Below are 15,056 nucleotides of genomic sequence, written 5' to 3' on the forward strand. Positions count from 1 at the left end.
GGCCACTCCCGTTGCGACGGCTGCCGCACCCCTGTGCGGCACGGGGTGGGAGGGCCCGTCATCGGCGCCGGTGACGGGCAGCACAGCGGGCGCCGTGCCAATACCGCGTGGGGGCGGTTGGCACGGCGTCTGCCTGCTCATACTCTGCTGCGCCCCTTGTCGACCAGTCAACAAGTTTCGGCCCATCAGAACTCTTTCGTAACCTGGGTGTATGCCCGCCCGTCACCTGCGCGAGCGCCCCGCTCCGTCCGCCCGCCACCGGGCCGACGGGCCGCTGACCAGGCCGGGCCCGGTGACCGTCGGGTGAACGGAGGGCTGCCGGGGGGTGCGGGAGCTCAGCCGCCGACCGGCCGGTTCGGGTCGAATTCGCCGTCCCGGGCGCCCAGCACGAAGGCCCGCCACTCGGCCGGGGTGAAGATCAGCGCCGGGCCGTCGGGTTCCGCGCCGTTGCGCATCGCGATGCAGCCGTCGACGAAGGCGATCTGCACGCCCGTCCCGTCGCCGCCCGCGGACTGCCAGCGGGCGCCGCTCACGTCCAGCTCGATCTTGCGCCGGTCGTCCGCCGCCTGTGCCGTCATGCCGACCCCTCCTCCTGTGCCCGGGCCCACGGTGCTCGGCCCCACGGTGCTGCGGCGGCCAGCCTAGCCACGGCGCGGGCCCGGATCGGCGGATCGCCCGCGGCGCGCCCGCCCGGCGGTGGAGATGGGCCGTTCCGGCCGTGCCGCGCCGACACCTGTGCTATTGGCCCGCTCCCGGCCCCGGCGCGGGTGAGGATGGGTGACGAGCAGTCAGCCACCGCCCGGGGAGCAGCCGATGGACCAGCGGGACCGCAGCCGCGCCGACGTCATCCCGATCACCACCGCGCCGTCGGCCCCGCCGGTGGGCGCTGCGACGGGCACGGTGACCGCGCCCGCGCCGGCCGTACCGCGCCCGACCCGGCCGATCGGGCACGGCCGGGTCGGAGTGGTGCTGGTGTCGCACAGCCTCGGACTCGCGGACGCGGTGCGGGCGCTGACGCTGGCCCTGGCGGAGTCGGACGATCCGGCGCCGGTCACCTCGACCGGCGGTTCGCTGGGCGACGGGCCGGGCGCCAGCGCGGTGCTGGTGGCCGCGGCGGCCCGCCGGGTCGACCAGGGCCACGGGGTGGCGGTGCTCTGCGACCTGGAGGACGCGGTGCAGACGGTGCTGGCGCTGCTGTCGCAGGCCGACGAGCACGGACTGCCGTTCCCGGTGCGGTTCGCGGACGCCCCGTTCGTGGAGGGCGCGGTGGCGGCGGTGGCGACCGCGACGGCCGGCGGCGACCTGGCGGCGGTGCTGGACGCGGCGGAGGAGACCGGGCGTCGTCCGAAGCGCTGACGCCCGGCTCGACCACCGGTCGTACGAGATGTGTCCGATGGGTTGGTTTGGGCCCGACTGAGCGGGTTTCCCGCACGCCGGGCCGGTGGCCGCCGCTAGAGTCGGGCGCATCGGCCCGGTGGGGGGAGTCCCCGGGCCCGGCGGAGGGGTTGGTGTGCGCAGATGCGAGTGGTGATCACCGGTGGAGCCGGTTTCATCGGGGCCAACCTGGCCCGGGAGTTGACGTCCCGCCAGGAGGTGACCGAGGTCCGGGTGGTGGACGACCTGTCCACCGGCAGCAAGGCCAACCTGGCGGGGGTGGACGTCACCCTGTTCGAGGGCACGATCCTCGACCCGGCGCTGCTGGACGCGGCGTTCACCGGCGCCGACGCGGTGGTTCACCTGGCGGCGCTGCCGTCGGTGCCCCGTTCGGTGGCGGCCCCGCTGGCCAGCCACCACGCGAACGCGACCGGCACCCTGGAGGTGCTGGAGGCGGCCCGCCGGGCCGGCGGCCTGTACGTGGCGGCCGCGTCCTCGTCCTCGGTGTACGGCGCGAACCGGGAGCTGCCCAAGCGCGAGTCGATGCGGACGGCGCCGATGAGCCCGTACGCCGTCTCCAAGCTGGCCACCGAGGCGTACCTCGGCGCCTACCACCACTGCTACGGCCTCGGCGTGCTGCCGCTGCGCTTCTTCAACGTGTTCGGCCCGCTGCAACCCGCCGGCCACGCGTACGCCGCCGTGGTGCCCGCGTTCCTGGACGCGGCGCTGAACGGCCGCCCGGTGACGGTGCACGGGGACGGGCTGCAGAGCCGCGACTTCACCTTCGTCGGCACGGTGGCGCAGGTGCTCACCGAGGCGGTGCTGAACCGGGTGGTCTCCGCGGACCCGGTCAACCTGGCGTTCGGGACGCGCACGTCGCTGCTGGAGCTGATCGAGCTGATGGGCACGGTGCTGGGCGCTCCGGTGGCCGCGGAGCACGTGGACCCGCGGCCGGGCGACGTGCGGGACTCGCAGGCCGACAACGCGCGGCTGCGCGAGCTGTTCCCCGCGGTGCGGCCGGTGGCTCTGGAGGAGGGCCTGCGGCGCACCGCGGACTGGTTCCGGACGCTCTGACCCCGGGGCGCGGCCGCTACGGCAGCTGCTCCGTCAGTTCGAAGTGCGCCGCGCTGTTTCCGGCCACCGCGAGCTTGATCCGTTCGCGTGCGCTCTCCGGGAGGTCGGGGAGCGCGTCCGCGTGGAACCAGCCCACTTCGAGCGACTCGTCGTCGTTGACCCGGGCCTCGCCGGAGACCAGCCGGCAGCGGAAGGTCAGGTCGAGGTACTGGGAGCGGTCGCCGTTCGGGTACTCGATCATCGGGGTGACGCCGACCGCGACCAGCGCCTCCGGACGGACCGTCACTCCGGTCTCCTCCAGGCACTCGCGGACCACCGTGTCCGCGGGCTGCTCGCCCGGGTCGATGATCCCGCCGATCACCGCCCACCGCCCGGTGTCCGCGCGCCGCCCGAGCAGCACCCGGCCCTCGTCGTCCAGGACCACCGCCGACACCCCGGACAGCCACAGCGGCATGGTGCCGACCACGGAGCGGAGTTCGGCCAGAAACGCAGGAATTCCCATGGCACGAGCGTAGGCGCAGCGGGCTCAGCGCAGCGGCCGGGCCGGGGCTCCGACCACGGTGGCGCCGGGCGGCACGTCGCGGGTGACGACGGCGCCGGCGCCGACGAAGGCGGCGCGGCCGACGGTGCGGCCCTGCAGGACGACGGCGCCGGAGCCGACGGTGGAGTCCGCGGCGAGGTGGACCGCGCCGGAGACGTTGGCGCCGGGGTAGACGGTGACGCGGGCGTCGAGGCGGGTGTCGTGGCCGACGGTGGCGTTGTAGTGGACCTGGCTGTGCGGGCCGAGCAGCACGTTGCTGGAGAGGTGGGCGCCGCCCATCACCAGGCAGCCGGCAGCGAGTTCGGTCTCGGGGGCGATGATCGCCCGCGGGTGGACCAGGGTGGCGGCGGCGCCGCCGGCGGCGTCCAGCAGGTCGACCAGCCGGGCCCGCACCGCCGGGTCGGCGATTCCCACCAGGTAGGGGGCGCCGGCGGGCAGTTCCTCGGGCTTGGCGACGGGGAGCCCGCGCACCTCTCCTCCGGCGAGGCGGTCGTCGAGGAAGCCGGCCACCGGGACGCCGGCGGCGAGCGCCACGTCCAGTGCCTCCCGGCCGACGCCGCCGGCTCCCGCGATCCACAGCATGTTCGGTCTCCTCGTGTCCGGCGGGCCGACCCGTTCGGGTTCAGCCTCGCAGTTCCTCCTGGATCAGCCGGGGCGCGGCCGCGGTGGCCTGCCGGGGCAGCACGATCCTGGCGGGTGCGGCGGGCGTCTCGGCGGGCACCGGGAAGCCGGGGTTGACGCCGCCGGCGGCGGTGATGCCGGTGGGGCGCAGCAACATCTTCGCGGTGAGGGCGAGGATGCGCAGGTCGAGCAGCAGGCTGCGGTGCTCGATGTACCAGAGGTCGAGTTCGATCCGTTCGGGCCAGGTGATGGAGTTGCGGCCGCGGACCTGGGCCCAGCCGGTGAGGCCGGGGCGCAGCGCGAGGCGGCCGCGCTGGCGCTCGGAGTAGTGGGCGACCTGCTCGGGCAGGGTGGGGCGGGGCCCGATGACGCCCATGTCGCCGCGGACGACGTTCCACAGCTGCGGGAGTTCGTCCAGGCTGGTCTTGCGCAGCAGCGCGCCGAGGCGGGTGATGCGCGGGGCGTCGGGCTCGTCCTCGTGGCGCTTGTCGCGCATGGTGCGGAACTTGAGGATGCGGAACTCCTGGCCGTGGCGGCCGGAGCGGGTCTGCCGGAAGATCACCGGTCCGCCCATGGTGGCGCGGATCAGGAGGGCGATCACCAGGCCGAGCGGGACGGCGATGATCCCGGCCAGTGCGGCGACCGCGAGGTCCCCCCCTCGCTTCATTTCTCCCCCAACTGGGTTGGTGCGTTGTGGTGTTGTGGGCGCGCCTCGGGCTGCTCGGCGCGCGTGGCGCTGCCGCGTGGTGGCGGTGTCAGTCGGTGGTCCAGCGCAGTCCGCGGCGGCGGGCGACGGCGGCGTAGGTCTCCAGCGAGACCCGGGCGACCGCGCGCTGGTCGAACTGGTCGAGGGCGCGGCGGCGGGCCGCCGCGCCCAGTCGTATCCGCAGGTCGGGCTCGGTGAGGAGCCGGTGGAGCTGAGTGGTGAGGGCGGCGGCGTCGGCCGCCGGGGCGAGCAGCAGGTGTTCGTCGTGGGTGCCGATCTCGCGGCAGCCGCGGATGTCGCTGAGCAGCATGGGCAGGCCGCTGGCGGCGGCCTCCATGCCGGAGCGGGAGAAGCCCTCCCGGTAGGAGGGGAGGACGAAGACGTCGAGGGCGGCGTACACGGCGGGCATGTCGTCGCGGCTGCCGAGGAATTCGAGTCCGGCCTCGGCGGTGCGCAGCGCGTCGGGCTTGTCGGGGTCGTCGGGGCCGATCCACACGAAGCGGGCCTTGCCGGCCAGCGCGCGGGCGGCTTCGGCGTACTCGCGGATGCCCTTCTCGGCGACCCGCCGGCCGACCCCGCCGACCAGCAACTCGTCCTCGGCGACGCCGAGTCGGGTGCGCAGTTCGGCGCGCAGGGCGTCCCGGCGGGGGCCGGGGGCGGGGAACCGGTCGAGGTTGACGCCGTTGCCGACGACGCGTGAACGCCGGGCGGGGACGCCCCACTTGGCGAGCGTGGCGCGGTCCTCGGCGTTCTGGTAGAGCTCGGCGTGCGAGAAGCGGGCGGCCAGCGCCTCGGCGCCGAGCACGGCGAGCCGTTTGGCGAACGGGTCGTGGGCCTGGGCCCACAGGCCGTGGCAGGTGTTGACGACCACCGGGACCCCGGCGAGGCGGCCGAGGATGCGGCCCATCACGCCGGTCTTCGGGTTGTGGGTGTGCAGCACGTCGGGCTGCAACTTCCGCAGGGCGGCGAGCAGTTCGCGGGCGGCGGCGAGGTCGGCGCGAGGCTGCCAGGCGCGGGTGAGCGAGGGCAGCGGCCGGTGCCGGACGCCGAGCTGCTCGATCCGCTCCCGGTAGGGGCCGGGTGCGCTGAGGCCGTGGGTCTGCAGTCCGTGTTCGACGTCGACGGTCAGTTCGGTGGCCAGCAGCAGGTGCAGCGACATGTCGACGGTGGTGAGGTGGGCGACCCGCAGCGGCCGGCCGCCCTCGCCGCGCAGGCGCAGGGGGAGCTGGTCAGGCACTGGCGCCCACCGCCTTCGCGGTGGCGACGATCCGGGCGTAGGCGCGCTCCGGGACGAGCCGGCCGTAGAGCTTGGCGCGGAAGAAGTCGATCGGGTCGGTGCGGCGGACCGGGACGCGGTGGAAGCGGACCGGGTCGTGGCCGGGCAGGTTCCGGCCGACCCGGCCGGTGGCGGCGGTGCGGAACCGGGCGCGCAGCGCCGCGTCCATGTGCGGGACGGGGGTGCCCCAGGTGTAGGCGAAGTGCGCCGGCCGGGTGCCGAGGTGCTGCTCGATCTCGTCGCCGCAGCCGTCGAGCTCGGCGGTGGTGAGCAGGTCGGGCCGGGCGTGGCTGCGGGTGTGGTTGGCGACGGTGCACAGCCCCGAGGCGGTCATCTCGCGCAGCTGCTCCCAGCTGAGCCCTTCGGCGGGGGCGCCCTTGGCGGTGGAGCCCTCCCAGCTCATCGGGCCGCCGACCAGGCCGCTGGCCAGGTAGATCGTGAACGGCAGTCCGCGTTCCTTCAGCAGCGGCCAGGCCGTGTCGTAGGTGTCGGCGAAGCCGTCGTCGAAGGTGAGGACGGTGCTGGGGGTGCGCAGGCCGGCTTCGAGGCGGTCGGCGGCGGTGTCCAGCGACACCACGCGGCCGGGCGGGAGCTCGGCGAGCAGGTCGACCTGGGCGGTGAAGTCGGCGGTGGCGAGGTCCAGCTCGTCGGCGGTGCCGCCGCCGACCCGGTGGTAGATGAGGACGGTGGCGCCCTCCCCGGGCACCCGGCCGGCGGCACGCGCCAGCTGCTGCTTGATCTTCGTCCTGATGCCGCCGGCCGCAACGCCGGTGCTCGCCATGAATCCCCCTCGCGGTGCCCCCCGGCACCGGACCTGTGACTCCCCCGGCCCGCGGCTGCCGCGGGCGATGCGAATCACAGTAGGGGGAAGTGTGGCGCTGCTGCCCGGGAAACGTGAAAGAAGTGCGCAGGTAGGCCGAAAATCAGCCGGTCCGACCGGTACTGTCCGTTTGGTGGACGTTTTCCGGTCACGCCGCGGGCCCGGGTGCCGGGGAGAGGCGGGGTCGGGGGCCCGTCAGGGGGTGGCGCCGCCGCCGGGGCGCAGCAGCGCGATCCCGATCCGGGCCAGCAGCAGCACGCCTGCGGCCAGGCAGCCGACCACGGCCATCGCCCAGGCCGGGCCGTCGGTCTCCGGGACCAGCACGGCCACCGCGATGCCCATCGCCACGCACAGCGCGCCGACCAGTGCGAGCAGTGCCTGGTGGCGGCGGAGTGCGCAGCCGCTGAACAGCTCGGACCAGCGGGTAGCGGCACGCTCACTTCGGGTGTCTGCCATGCCTTCCACGGTAACCCGCCGAACGGCGCCGGGCCACAGTCCTCCGACCCTGGCGGAGGGCCCTGCGCACCGTCCTCGGCGGCCCGCGCAGGACGCCCGCGAAAACTCGCCGTCCGGCGTACAACCATCCCGGGGCGTCGGTGGTCTCCATTACATTGAGCGATCCAGGAGCCGTCCGACGAGTGGGACAGGGAGTACCCGCCGCGGGCTAGATCACTCGGGAGCGGAGCCGCCGCGCCCGGGGTCGGAGGCCGGGCTCCGCCTGCCGACGGTACCGCCACGCCGCTTGCCGGCGACCGAGGGGGGAACCGTGTCGTACGCCACCACTGCCGCTGCCGTCTGCGCCCCGCCCCATCCCGTCGTTCCGACCTCCGTTGCTCCGGTCACCCGCCGGCCCCGCGAACGCGACCGGGGCAGCTGGCTGCGGTTCAGCCCCGCGCAGCCGCTGTTCCGGGCCCGCGCCGCCCAGCGGCTGGCCGTCCTCGCGTACCACGGCATCACCGACCCGCGGTCCTTCGGCGCCCAGCTGGACCGGCTGCGGCGGCTCGCCACCCCGGTGTCGGTGCGGGACGTGGAGCGCTCGCTCGCGGAGGGGCGGCCGCTGCCGCCGCGCTCGGTGCTGGTGACCTTCGACGACCCGGACCGCACGGTGCTGCGGCACGCGCTGCCGGAGCTGGTGGCGCGGCGGATCCCCGCGGCCGCGTTCGTGATCGCCGAGCTGGTCGGCACCGAGAAGCCGTTCTGGTGGCACGAGGCCGCGTTCCTGGCCCGGCACGGCGGCCGGGCCCGGCTGCTGCCCAGCGGCGGCGACCCGGACCGGGTGCTGGCGCTGCTGAAGGCGCTGCCGGACCCGGACCGCCGACGCAGCCTGGCCGAGCTGCGGGTGTCGGCGACCCGCCGCCCGCCGGCCCAGGAGCAGTTGCGCCCCGAGGACCTGCGGGCGCTGCGGGAGGCCGACGTCGCGGTCGGCAACCACACCCTCGGGCACCCGTCGCTGCGGCGCTGCGACGAAGCCACGGTGCACGCGGAGATCGCCGGCGCGCACCGGGCGCTGAGCCGCTGGCTGGGCGAGGCCCCGTCGGCGTTCGCCTACCCGGACGGCGGGTTCGACGAGCGCGCGGACTCGGTGCTGCGCCAGCTCGGCTACCGGCTGGGCTTCCTCTCCGACCACCGCCTCGGCCCGCGGCTGCCTCAGCACCCGCTGCGGATCAGCCGCCTGCAGGTGGACTCGACCACCTCGACGCGGCGGTTCGACACCATCCTGTCGGGCCTGGAGCCCGCGGTGCAGCGCCTGCTGGGGGCACAGGCGTAGCTCCCGGGCCGGACGACGGCGCAGGGCCCGCACCCGGGGGATCGGGTGCGGGCCCTGCGCCGTCTAAGCCGTCTCCGGCGTTCCGCCGGTCAGCCGGTGGCGGTGGCGGTGGCGGTGGGGCGGATGCTGCGCATCCGGCCGATGGCGTAGACGCAGCCCGCCAGGGCGAGGTCGGAGAGCAGCATGAAGCCGATCGAGTAGCTGCCCTTGGCGCTGTAGATGGCGCCCATCACCAGCGGCGGGACGAAGCCGCCGAGGCCGCCGATCGCGCCGACGATGCCGGTCACCGAGCCGACCTGGGCGACCGGGGTGACCTGCGCGACCAGGGCGAACACCGAGCCGCTGGTGGTGCCGAGGCCGGCCGCCATCACCAGGAAGGCGATGGTGCCGACCGGGCTGAGCTCGGGGTCGAAGGCCTGCACCACGGCGAACAGGGCGGTGATCGCCAGCGCCCAGGCGGTCACCACGGCCGGGTGGATGCGGTCCGAGATCCAGCCGCCGAACGGCCGGAAGACGACGGTGACCAGGGCGAACCCGGCGGCCTTGGTGCCCGCGTCGGTGGCCGACAGCTCGTACCAGGTCTTCAGGTAGGTCGGCAGGTAGACGCCGAAGGCGACGATGCCGCCGAAGCCGATCGCGTACAGCGCGGAGAGTTCCCAGGTGACCCGGAGGCGGCCGGCGCTGCCGAGGCGGGTGGCCAGCGAGGCGGTGGGGATCACCCGGTCGGGGCGGTCGCGCAGCAGCAGGAAGGACAGCACGGTGTAGCCGGCCAGCGCGATCGCCAGCACCCAGAACGGCAGGTTGTGGCCGTGCTTCCAGAGCCGGGGCGTGAAGTAGCCGGACAGCGCCACGCCGCCCATGCCCATGCCGAACACGCCGAGGCCGAGGCCGCGTTTGTGCGGCGGGAACCAGGAGTTCACCAGCGGCACGCCGATCGCGAAGGTGGTGCCGCCCAGCCCGAGGAAGAACCCGACGGCCAGCAGCGCCCCGTACGAGCTCTTGGCGGGGATGAGCAGCAGCACCGGAATGATCGTCAGGGCGGAGACCAGCGGGAACATCAGCCGCGCCCCGTACCGGTCGGTCAGCGCGCCGACCGGGACGCGGCCCAGCGAGCCGACGATCACGGGGACGGCGACCAGGAAGGACTGCGCGAACGACGACATGTGCAGGGTCTTGTCGAACTCGCCGGCCAGCGGGGCGATCAGGTTCCACGCCCAGAAGGTCAGCGCGAAGCCGACGGTGGCCACCACCAGGTTGGTGTACGCCGTGCCCGAGACTCTGTCCTCGGCCGGCACCCGCGCGTTCGAAGCTGTCAGCTGTCCCATGGGGTCCAAGCCTCCGTGCCCCCGCTGCCGGGTGCCGGGGACGCGCCCGGAGCCCGGTCATACCGTCATGCGAACGGAGCAGGCGTGGGCCGGGCTGCCGGGCGACCTGCGGTGGCCCGGATCTGGGCGGCGTGCGCGGGCAGCTCGGTGCCGGCCAGACCGTCCAGCAGCCCACGGACCGTCAGCACGCCCTCGAACAGCGGCTTCCCGTGCGAGAACAGCACCGCGGGCACCGGAGCCGCCAGCTCCTCCGCCCCGAGCGAGGCCGCCAGGCCGCCGAGCGCGGCGCCGTACCCGGCCACCCGGCGGCGCAGCGCCTCGCCCCCGCCGCTCCCGTGGATCACCCGCCCGATGTTCCGGTGGTCCTGGCTGGAGCGGTTGTCGTACCCGGCGGGCGAGCCGGCCGCGGCGGTGGCCACGGCCGCCAGCGTGCCCGCGGTGACCAGGGCGAGGTGGGCCAGCACCTGTTCGGCGGTCCACTCGCCGGGCGGCAGTGCGGCCGGCTCGGCGCGGGCGGCCTCCTCGGCGGCGGCGGTGACGTCCTGGTAGGCGCGGTGGAGCGGAGCGGGATCGAACATGGGGTGCCCTTCTGCCGGAGGTGGGGGTGACGGTGGCTCAGGACTCGGTCGGGGCCATCTCCCACGGGGCCTGCGGGAGGGTCTCGCCGGTCTCCAGCAGGGACTTGAGGTTGGCCAGCACGGCGGGCCAGCCCTGCGAGATGGCGTTCAGGGCGGTCAGGTCGCGCAGCTTCTCGTGGGTGACGGTGAGTCGGACGATCTCCTCGTGCGGCTCCACCAGGAAGGTCACCGTCGCGGCGTCCTCCTGGCCGGCCAGGTCCGGCCGGTCCTCGAAGGTGATCACCAGGCGGGACGGCGGTTCGGCGGCCAGCACCCGGCCGGTGACGTCGGACCGGCCGGAGCCGTCGGTGCGGCGGTGCTCCCAGCGCGAGCCGGGCTGCCAGTCGGAGACGTTGGCGTGGCCCCAGTAGCGGGCCGTCAGGTCGGCGTCGGTGAGGGCCTTCCAGACCTGTTCGGGGGTGGCCCGGATGTAGGTGACGTAGACGTAGGTCGGGACGGTGCCGGGTGCGGTGCTCATGGCGTGCTCCTGTTCTGCCTGTCGTTTGATCGCGCCGAGGGCGTCCAGGCGCGGGCGGTCGAAGTCGGCGATCCAGCGCTGCTCGATCTCGTGGATCGGGGCCGGGTTCAGGTAGTGCAGCCGCTCCCGGCCGCGGCGGACCACGGTCACCAGGTGTGCGGCCACCAGCAGGTCGACGTGCTGGGTCACGGACTGGCGGGCCATCGCCGCCTCCTCGCACAGTTCGCGCAGCGTCTGCCCGTCCCGCAGCCGGAGCCGGTCCAGCAGCCGGCGGCGGGTCGGGTCGGCGAGCGCCTTGAACACCGCGTCCAGCGGTGCGTCGGAGGTCGGTTCGGTGGTCACTCCTCAATTGTGCAGGTATTTGCCTGCCTATTTCAAGCGCGTCGGGTCGCGCGCCCCGCCGCAGGCCGGGGGCGCAGTCGGGGCCGGGGTCGCGGCCGGGCCAGGGAGTAGAGTCAGTGCTCGTGAAGATCGCCCTCGTGGACTCCGGAATCGGACTGCTCGCCGCCGCCGCCGCGATCCGCCGGCTGCGGCCGGACGCGGACCTGGTCGTCTCCTGCGACCCCGACGGAATGCCCTGGGGGCCTCGTACGCCCGAGGACATCACCGACCATGCGCTGGCCTGCGCCAGGGCCGCGCTCGCGCACGGCCCGGACGCCCTGGTGGTGGCCTGCAACACCGCCTCGGTGCACGCGCTGGACCGGCTGCGCGCCGAGTTCGAGCCGGACCTGCCGGTGATCGGGACGGTCCCCGCGATCAAGCCCGCGGCGGCCAACGGCGGCGTGGTGGCGATCTGGGCCACGCCCAGGACCACCGGCAGCGCCTACCAGCGCGGCCTGATCGCCGAGTTCGGCGGCGCCGCGGAGGTCCACGAGGTGGCCTGCCCCGGCCTCGCCGAGGCCGTCGAGCACGCCGACGAGGCCGCGATCGCCGAGGCCGTCGCCTCGGCAGCCGCCCGGACGCCCGTCGGCACCACCGACCTGGTGCTCGGCTGCACCCACTACGAGCTCGTCGACGACCGGATCGCCGCCGCCGTCGCCTCCCCCGCCCGCCTGCACGGCTCCGCCGACGCGGTCGCCGCCCAGGCACTGCGCCGGCTCGGCCCGGCGGGCGCCGGCGCCGGCACGCTCACCGTGCTGCACTCGGGCCGGCCGGCGTCGCTGCAGGTCGCGGCGCTGCGCTACCCGCAGGGCGAGGTGCTGACGGGCGTCCGGGTCTGAGCGACCCGGCCCGCCGCGCCTCAGGGGTGGGCGGCCCACGGTGGGGCACACTGCCGGAGTGACGGTCCTGTGGTGGGTGTCGGCGTTGTCGCTGCTGGTGTGGCTCTGGCTGGCGCTGGGCCACGGCGGGTTCTGGCGCACCGACCAGCGGCTGCCCGGCGGCGCCGAGCCGACCCGGTGGCCCTCGGTGGTGGTGCTGGTCCCGGCCCGCGACGAGGCCGAGGTACTGCCCGTCTCGCTGCCGAGCGTCCTCGCCCAGGACTACCCGGGGCAGGCCCGGGTGATCCTGGTGGACGACCACAGCGCCGACGGCACCGGCGAGCTGGCCCGCGCCCTCGCCACCCGGACCGGCGGCCTGGAGCTGGCGGTGACCACTCCCCCGCCGCTGCCCGACGGCTGGACGGGCAAGCTCTGGGCCCTGCGCCACGGCGTCGAGCAGGCCGGCGACGCCGACTGGCTGCTGCTCACCGACGCCGACATCGCGCACCGCCCCGGCTCGCTGCGCGCCCTGGTCGCCGCGGGCACCGGCAACGGCCTGGACCTGGTCTCGCAGATGGCCCGGCTGCGGGTGAGCAGCCGCTGGGAGCGGCTGATCGTCCCCGCGTTCGTGTACTTCTTCGCCCAGCTGTACCCGTTCCGCCGCTCCAACCGCCCGGGTTCGCGGACGGCCGCGGCGGCCGGCGGCTGCTCGCTGGTCCGCCGCGAGGCGCTGGAGCGGGCCGGCGGGGTGGCGGCGATCCGCGGCGCGGTCATCGACGACGTGTCGCTGGCCCGGGCCGTCAAGCGCACCGGCGGCCGCACCTGGCTGGGCCTCGCCGACCGGGTCGACTCCGTCCGTCCCTACCCCGGCCTCGGCCCGCTGTGGCGGATGGTCTCCCGCAGCGCGTACGCCCAACTGCGGTACTCCCCGCTGTTGTTGGCGGGCACCGTGGCCGGCCTGGCGCTGGTCTACCTGGTCCCGCCCGCCGCCGCGCTGGCCGGCCTGGCGGGCGGCTCCTGGCCGGTCGCCGCGGCCGGGCTGGCCGCCTGGGCGGTGATGACCGGCAGCTACCTCCCGATGCTGCGCTACTACGGGGTGTCGGCGGCGGCGGCCCCACTGCTCCCGTTCACCGCGCTCCTGTACCTGCTGATGACGGTCGACTCCGCCGTCCAGCACTGGCGCGGCCACGGCGCCGCCTGGAAGGGCCGCACCTACCCGCAACCCCGGCGCGCGGACTGGCAGGCCCGCGCGAAGCCACGTCGCACCGAATAGCAGTTGCGGGGCCGGGCATGATCGAGTGATGGAACGTCACGAGATCTCACGCCTCGCCCACCGCGACCACCCGATCGCCGCGCCGCTCTCCGACGAGTCGGTGCGGCTGCTGCTGGAGCGGGCGTTGCGCGGCCGGGAGGACGGGCGGCTGCTGGACCTGGGCTGCGGGGAGGCCGCCTGGGCGGTGCGGGCGCTGGCCGCGCACCCGGGGCTGCGGGCGGTCGGGGCGGACGTGGACGCGGCGGCGCTGACCGCCGGGCGGCGGAGCGCCGAACACCTGGGCGTCGCCCGGCGCCTCGGCCTGCACCACACCGACGTACGGGAGTTCACCTCCGCCGAGCCGTTCGACGTGGTGCTCTCCATCGGCGCGACGCACGCCTTCGGGGGGCTCGCGCCGACGCTGGCCGCGATCGGCCCGCTGCTCGCCCCGGGCGGTGCGGTGCTGCTCGGCGAAGGGTACTGGGAGGGCGAGCCGACCTCGCTCTCGCGGGAACTGTTCGGCGACGGACTCGCCGACCTGGCGGGCACCGTCGCCGCCGTCCGGGCCGCCGGCTGGCTGCCGGTGGCCGGACACACCTCCTCCACCGCCGAGTTGGACGCCTACGAGTGGGCCTGGACGGGATCGCTGACCGACTGGGCGCTCGACCAGCCGCCCGGCCCCGACCGCGACCAGGCCCTGCGCATCGCGGCGGAGCACCGCGAGGAGTGGCTGACCGGGTACCGGAGCGGCTTCGGCTTCGTCACGCTGCTGCTCCGCCCGGCCGGCTAGCGGACTGACGGTGCGTCAGCGGCCGATCAGGCGCCGGGCGGTGGGCTTGACGAACTCGTAGCGGGACATCTGCTCCAGGTCGCGGAGCCACGCGGCGCGGCCCGGAGGCTTGCGCAGCAGCTCCCGGTAGATCTCCTCGAAGGCGGTGGAGACGTGGTCGAGGGAGAACCGGCCGACCACCCACTCGCGGCCCCAACTGCCGAGCTCGGCGCGGCGTTCGGGGTGGTCGGCGAGGGCCCGGATCTGGGCGGCGAGGGCCTTGGCGTCGACGGGGTGGTCGCCGTGGCCGTACATGCAGCGGGAGGCGTGCGGTTCGACCAGCGGGCCGGGTTCGTGGATCGCGGTGTAGCCGCTCGCGCCGTGCACGACGACGGGCTTGCCGAAGGCGAGGCCGCGCAGGGCGGAGCCGCCCATGCCGAGGACCACGTCCGCGGCCTGGTAGGCGGGGCGGGGGTCGGAGCGCTGTCCGGTGAACACCACGGCGCGGCGGCCGAGTTCCTCGTTGACGCGGTCGGCCTCGGCGCGGAGCTTGTCCTCGCTGGGGCCGCCGCCGACCACGGCGAGGACGAGTCCGGGGTCGTCGAGCAGGCGGACGGCGGCCATGGTGCGGGCGACCCCGGCGTCCTTCTCCAGGCCGGAGACCAGGCGGGTGACGATGCAGAGCAGCACCTGGTCGTCGGCGGCGCCGACCTCGGTGCGGAAGGCGGCGCCGGAGACCGAACCGGGCGCGTCGAGTCGGGTGTTGACGGGGGGTTCGATCAGCCGCAGGTCGCGGTGGCCGAAGGCGCGGCCGTCGGGCATCAGCGCGCCGAGCCCCAGTACCAGGGGCTGGTGGCGGGGCATGCCGCGCAGCATCCGGATGCCGTAGAAGGTGGTGACGATCGGCAGCCGGCCCTGCCGGCCGGGGCCGAAGTAGGCGTTGCGGGCGGCCCGGACCTCCCAGGCGTGGATCACCTGCGAGCCGTGTTCCTCGGCGAGTCCGGTGAGCCGGGCCCGGACGACGGCGTGCGGGGTGTCGGGGTCACCGGCCACCACCAGGTCGAGGTCGTGCTCGGCGGCGAGTTCGACCAGCGGGGCGGGGCCGTCGACACCCTGGGCGAAGAGCACGGGTTGGTGGCCGCGGTCGCGCAGGGTGCGGGCGATGTCGACGGCGTTGAGCTGCGCGCCGCCGAGGGCCAGGTTGTTGAGGTGGACCAGGACCCGGACGGAACGCAC

17 protein-coding genes are annotated in these 15,056 nt (G+C 75.2%); 6 read left to right on the plus strand and 11 right to left on the minus strand.

What is annotated here, in order from left to right:
* Positions 1-335: 335 nt before the first annotated feature.
* The gene (locus BX266_RS07450) at positions 336-578 is read right to left on the minus strand and encodes a DUF397 domain-containing protein (RefSeq protein ID WP_099898111.1); all 243 of its coding nucleotides are present in this window, start codon (positions 576-578) and stop codon (positions 336-338) included.
* A 235-nt stretch (positions 579-813) separates the two neighbouring features.
* Here BX266_RS07450 and BX266_RS07455 point away from each other — a divergent pair, with 235 nt between their 5' ends.
* Together BX266_RS07455 and BX266_RS07460 are read left to right on the plus strand one after the other, a co-directional pair.
* Entirely contained in the window at positions 814-1,356 is a 543-nt protein-coding gene (locus BX266_RS07455) for a PTS fructose transporter subunit IIA (protein ID WP_099898112.1), read from the plus strand.
* Positions 1,357-1,518: 162 nt separating this feature from the next.
* A complete protein-coding gene (locus BX266_RS07460; RefSeq protein ID WP_099898113.1) occupies positions 1,519-2,448 on the plus strand; it encodes an NAD-dependent epimerase/dehydratase family protein in 930 nt (309 codons plus the stop codon).
* Positions 2,449-2,464: 16 nt separating this feature from the next.
* On the opposite strand, the gene BX266_RS07465 is transcribed toward BX266_RS07460, so the two are convergent.
* The 6 genes from BX266_RS07465 to BX266_RS07490 all read right to left on the minus strand — a co-directional run bounded on the left by BX266_RS07465 (position 2,465) and on the right by BX266_RS07490 (position 6,868).
* On the minus strand, positions 2,465-2,950 hold the full coding sequence (locus tag BX266_RS07465) for an NUDIX domain-containing protein (RefSeq protein ID WP_099898114.1): 486 nt from the start codon (positions 2,948-2,950) through the stop codon (positions 2,465-2,467).
* Positions 2,951-2,974: 24 nt separating this feature from the next.
* Complete coding sequence (locus BX266_RS07470; protein ID WP_099898115.1) at positions 2,975-3,571, minus strand: NeuD/PglB/VioB family sugar acetyltransferase; 597 nt, start codon at positions 3,569-3,571, stop codon at positions 2,975-2,977.
* 40 nt (positions 3,572-3,611) lie between these two features.
* Positions 3,612-4,277, minus strand: coding sequence for a sugar transferase (locus tag BX266_RS07475; RefSeq protein ID WP_099898116.1), 666 nt, complete (start codon positions 4,275-4,277; stop codon positions 3,612-3,614).
* 88 nt (positions 4,278-4,365) lie between these two features.
* Positions 4,366-5,553, minus strand: a complete 1,188-nt coding sequence (locus BX266_RS07480) for a glycosyltransferase (protein ID WP_099898117.1) — start codon at positions 5,551-5,553, stop codon at positions 4,366-4,368.
* Complete coding sequence (locus tag BX266_RS07485) at positions 5,546-6,373, minus strand: polysaccharide deacetylase family protein (RefSeq protein ID WP_099898118.1); 828 nt, start codon at positions 6,371-6,373, stop codon at positions 5,546-5,548. The genes BX266_RS07480 and BX266_RS07485 overlap by 8 nt, the downstream gene beginning before the upstream one ends.
* A gap of 234 nt (positions 6,374-6,607) precedes the next feature.
* The gene (locus tag BX266_RS07490; RefSeq protein ID WP_099898119.1) at positions 6,608-6,868 is read right to left on the minus strand and encodes a hypothetical protein; all 261 of its coding nucleotides are present in this window, start codon (positions 6,866-6,868) and stop codon (positions 6,608-6,610) included.
* A gap of 310 nt (positions 6,869-7,178) precedes the next feature.
* Between BX266_RS07490 and BX266_RS07495 the strand changes: the two genes are divergently transcribed.
* Entirely contained in the window at positions 7,179-8,180 is a 1,002-nt protein-coding gene (locus BX266_RS07495) for a polysaccharide deacetylase family protein (RefSeq protein WP_099898120.1), read from the plus strand.
* An 89-nt stretch (positions 8,181-8,269) separates the two neighbouring features.
* On the opposite strand, the gene BX266_RS07500 is transcribed toward BX266_RS07495, so the two are convergent.
* From BX266_RS07500 to BX266_RS07510, 3 genes are all read right to left on the minus strand, one after another.
* Entirely contained in the window at positions 8,270-9,505 is a 1,236-nt protein-coding gene (locus BX266_RS07500; protein WP_099898121.1) for an MFS transporter, read from the minus strand.
* A gap of 65 nt (positions 9,506-9,570) precedes the next feature.
* The gene (locus BX266_RS07505; RefSeq protein WP_099898122.1) at positions 9,571-10,083 is read right to left on the minus strand and encodes a DinB family protein; all 513 of its coding nucleotides are present in this window, start codon (positions 10,081-10,083) and stop codon (positions 9,571-9,573) included.
* A gap of 37 nt (positions 10,084-10,120) precedes the next feature.
* The gene (locus BX266_RS07510; protein WP_099907529.1) at positions 10,121-10,912 is read right to left on the minus strand and encodes an SRPBCC domain-containing protein; all 792 of its coding nucleotides are present in this window, start codon (positions 10,910-10,912) and stop codon (positions 10,121-10,123) included.
* A gap of 152 nt (positions 10,913-11,064) precedes the next feature.
* Between BX266_RS07510 and BX266_RS07515 the strand changes: the two genes are divergently transcribed.
* From BX266_RS07515 to BX266_RS07525, 3 genes are read left to right on the plus strand one after another with little or no spacing between them, the layout of a single operon-like run.
* Positions 11,065-11,820, plus strand: a complete 756-nt coding sequence (locus BX266_RS07515; protein ID WP_099907532.1) for a glutamate racemase — start codon at positions 11,065-11,067, stop codon at positions 11,818-11,820.
* Between the two features lie 58 nt (positions 11,821-11,878).
* The gene (locus tag BX266_RS07520) at positions 11,879-13,072 is read left to right on the plus strand and encodes a glycosyltransferase (RefSeq protein WP_099898123.1); all 1,194 of its coding nucleotides are present in this window, start codon (positions 11,879-11,881) and stop codon (positions 13,070-13,072) included.
* A gap of 28 nt (positions 13,073-13,100) precedes the next feature.
* Entirely contained in the window at positions 13,101-13,841 is a 741-nt protein-coding gene (locus BX266_RS07525; protein WP_099898124.1) for a cyclopropane-fatty-acyl-phospholipid synthase family protein, read from the plus strand.
* Between the two features lie 15 nt (positions 13,842-13,856).
* Here BX266_RS07525 and BX266_RS07530 read toward each other — a convergent pair whose 3' ends face one another.
* Entirely contained in the window at positions 13,857-15,056 is a 1,200-nt protein-coding gene (locus tag BX266_RS07530; RefSeq protein ID WP_099898125.1) for a glycosyltransferase family 4 protein, read from the minus strand.

Source organism: Streptomyces sp. TLI_171 (genome assembly GCF_003610255.1).
Classification (GTDB): domain Bacteria; phylum Actinomycetota; class Actinomycetes; order Streptomycetales; family Streptomycetaceae; genus Kitasatospora.

What these genes read in the sequence shown, in the direction of transcription:
- BX266_RS07450 (WP_099898111.1), bottom strand. Translation starts at nt 578, where the DNA reads ATGACGGCACAGGCGGCGGACGACCGGCGCAAGATCGAGCTGGACGTG.
- BX266_RS07455 (WP_099898112.1), top strand. Translation starts at nt 814, where the DNA reads ATGGACCAGCGGGACCGCAGCCGCGCCGACGTCATCCCGATCACCACC.
- BX266_RS07460 (WP_099898113.1), top strand. Translation starts at nt 1,519, where the DNA reads ATGCGAGTGGTGATCACCGGTGGAGCCGGTTTCATCGGGGCCAACCTG.
- BX266_RS07465 (WP_099898114.1), bottom strand. Translation starts at nt 2,950, where the DNA reads ATGGGAATTCCTGCGTTTCTGGCCGAACTCCGCTCCGTGGTCGGCACC.
- BX266_RS07470 (WP_099898115.1), bottom strand. Translation starts at nt 3,571, where the DNA reads ATGCTGTGGATCGCGGGAGCCGGCGGCGTCGGCCGGGAGGCACTGGAC.
- BX266_RS07475 (WP_099898116.1), bottom strand. Translation starts at nt 4,277, where the DNA reads ATGAAGCGAGGGGGGGACCTCGCGGTCGCCGCACTGGCCGGGATCATC.
- BX266_RS07485 (WP_099898118.1), bottom strand. Translation starts at nt 6,373, where the DNA reads ATGGCGAGCACCGGCGTTGCGGCCGGCGGCATCAGGACGAAGATCAAG.
- BX266_RS07490 (WP_099898119.1), bottom strand. Translation starts at nt 6,868, where the DNA reads ATGGCAGACACCCGAAGTGAGCGTGCCGCTACCCGCTGGTCCGAGCTG.
- BX266_RS07500 (WP_099898121.1), bottom strand. Translation starts at nt 9,505, where the DNA reads ATGGGACAGCTGACAGCTTCGAACGCGCGGGTGCCGGCCGAGGACAGA.
- BX266_RS07505 (WP_099898122.1), bottom strand. Translation starts at nt 10,083, where the DNA reads ATGTTCGATCCCGCTCCGCTCCACCGCGCCTACCAGGACGTCACCGCC.
- BX266_RS07525 (WP_099898124.1), top strand. Translation starts at nt 13,101, where the DNA reads ATGGAACGTCACGAGATCTCACGCCTCGCCCACCGCGACCACCCGATC.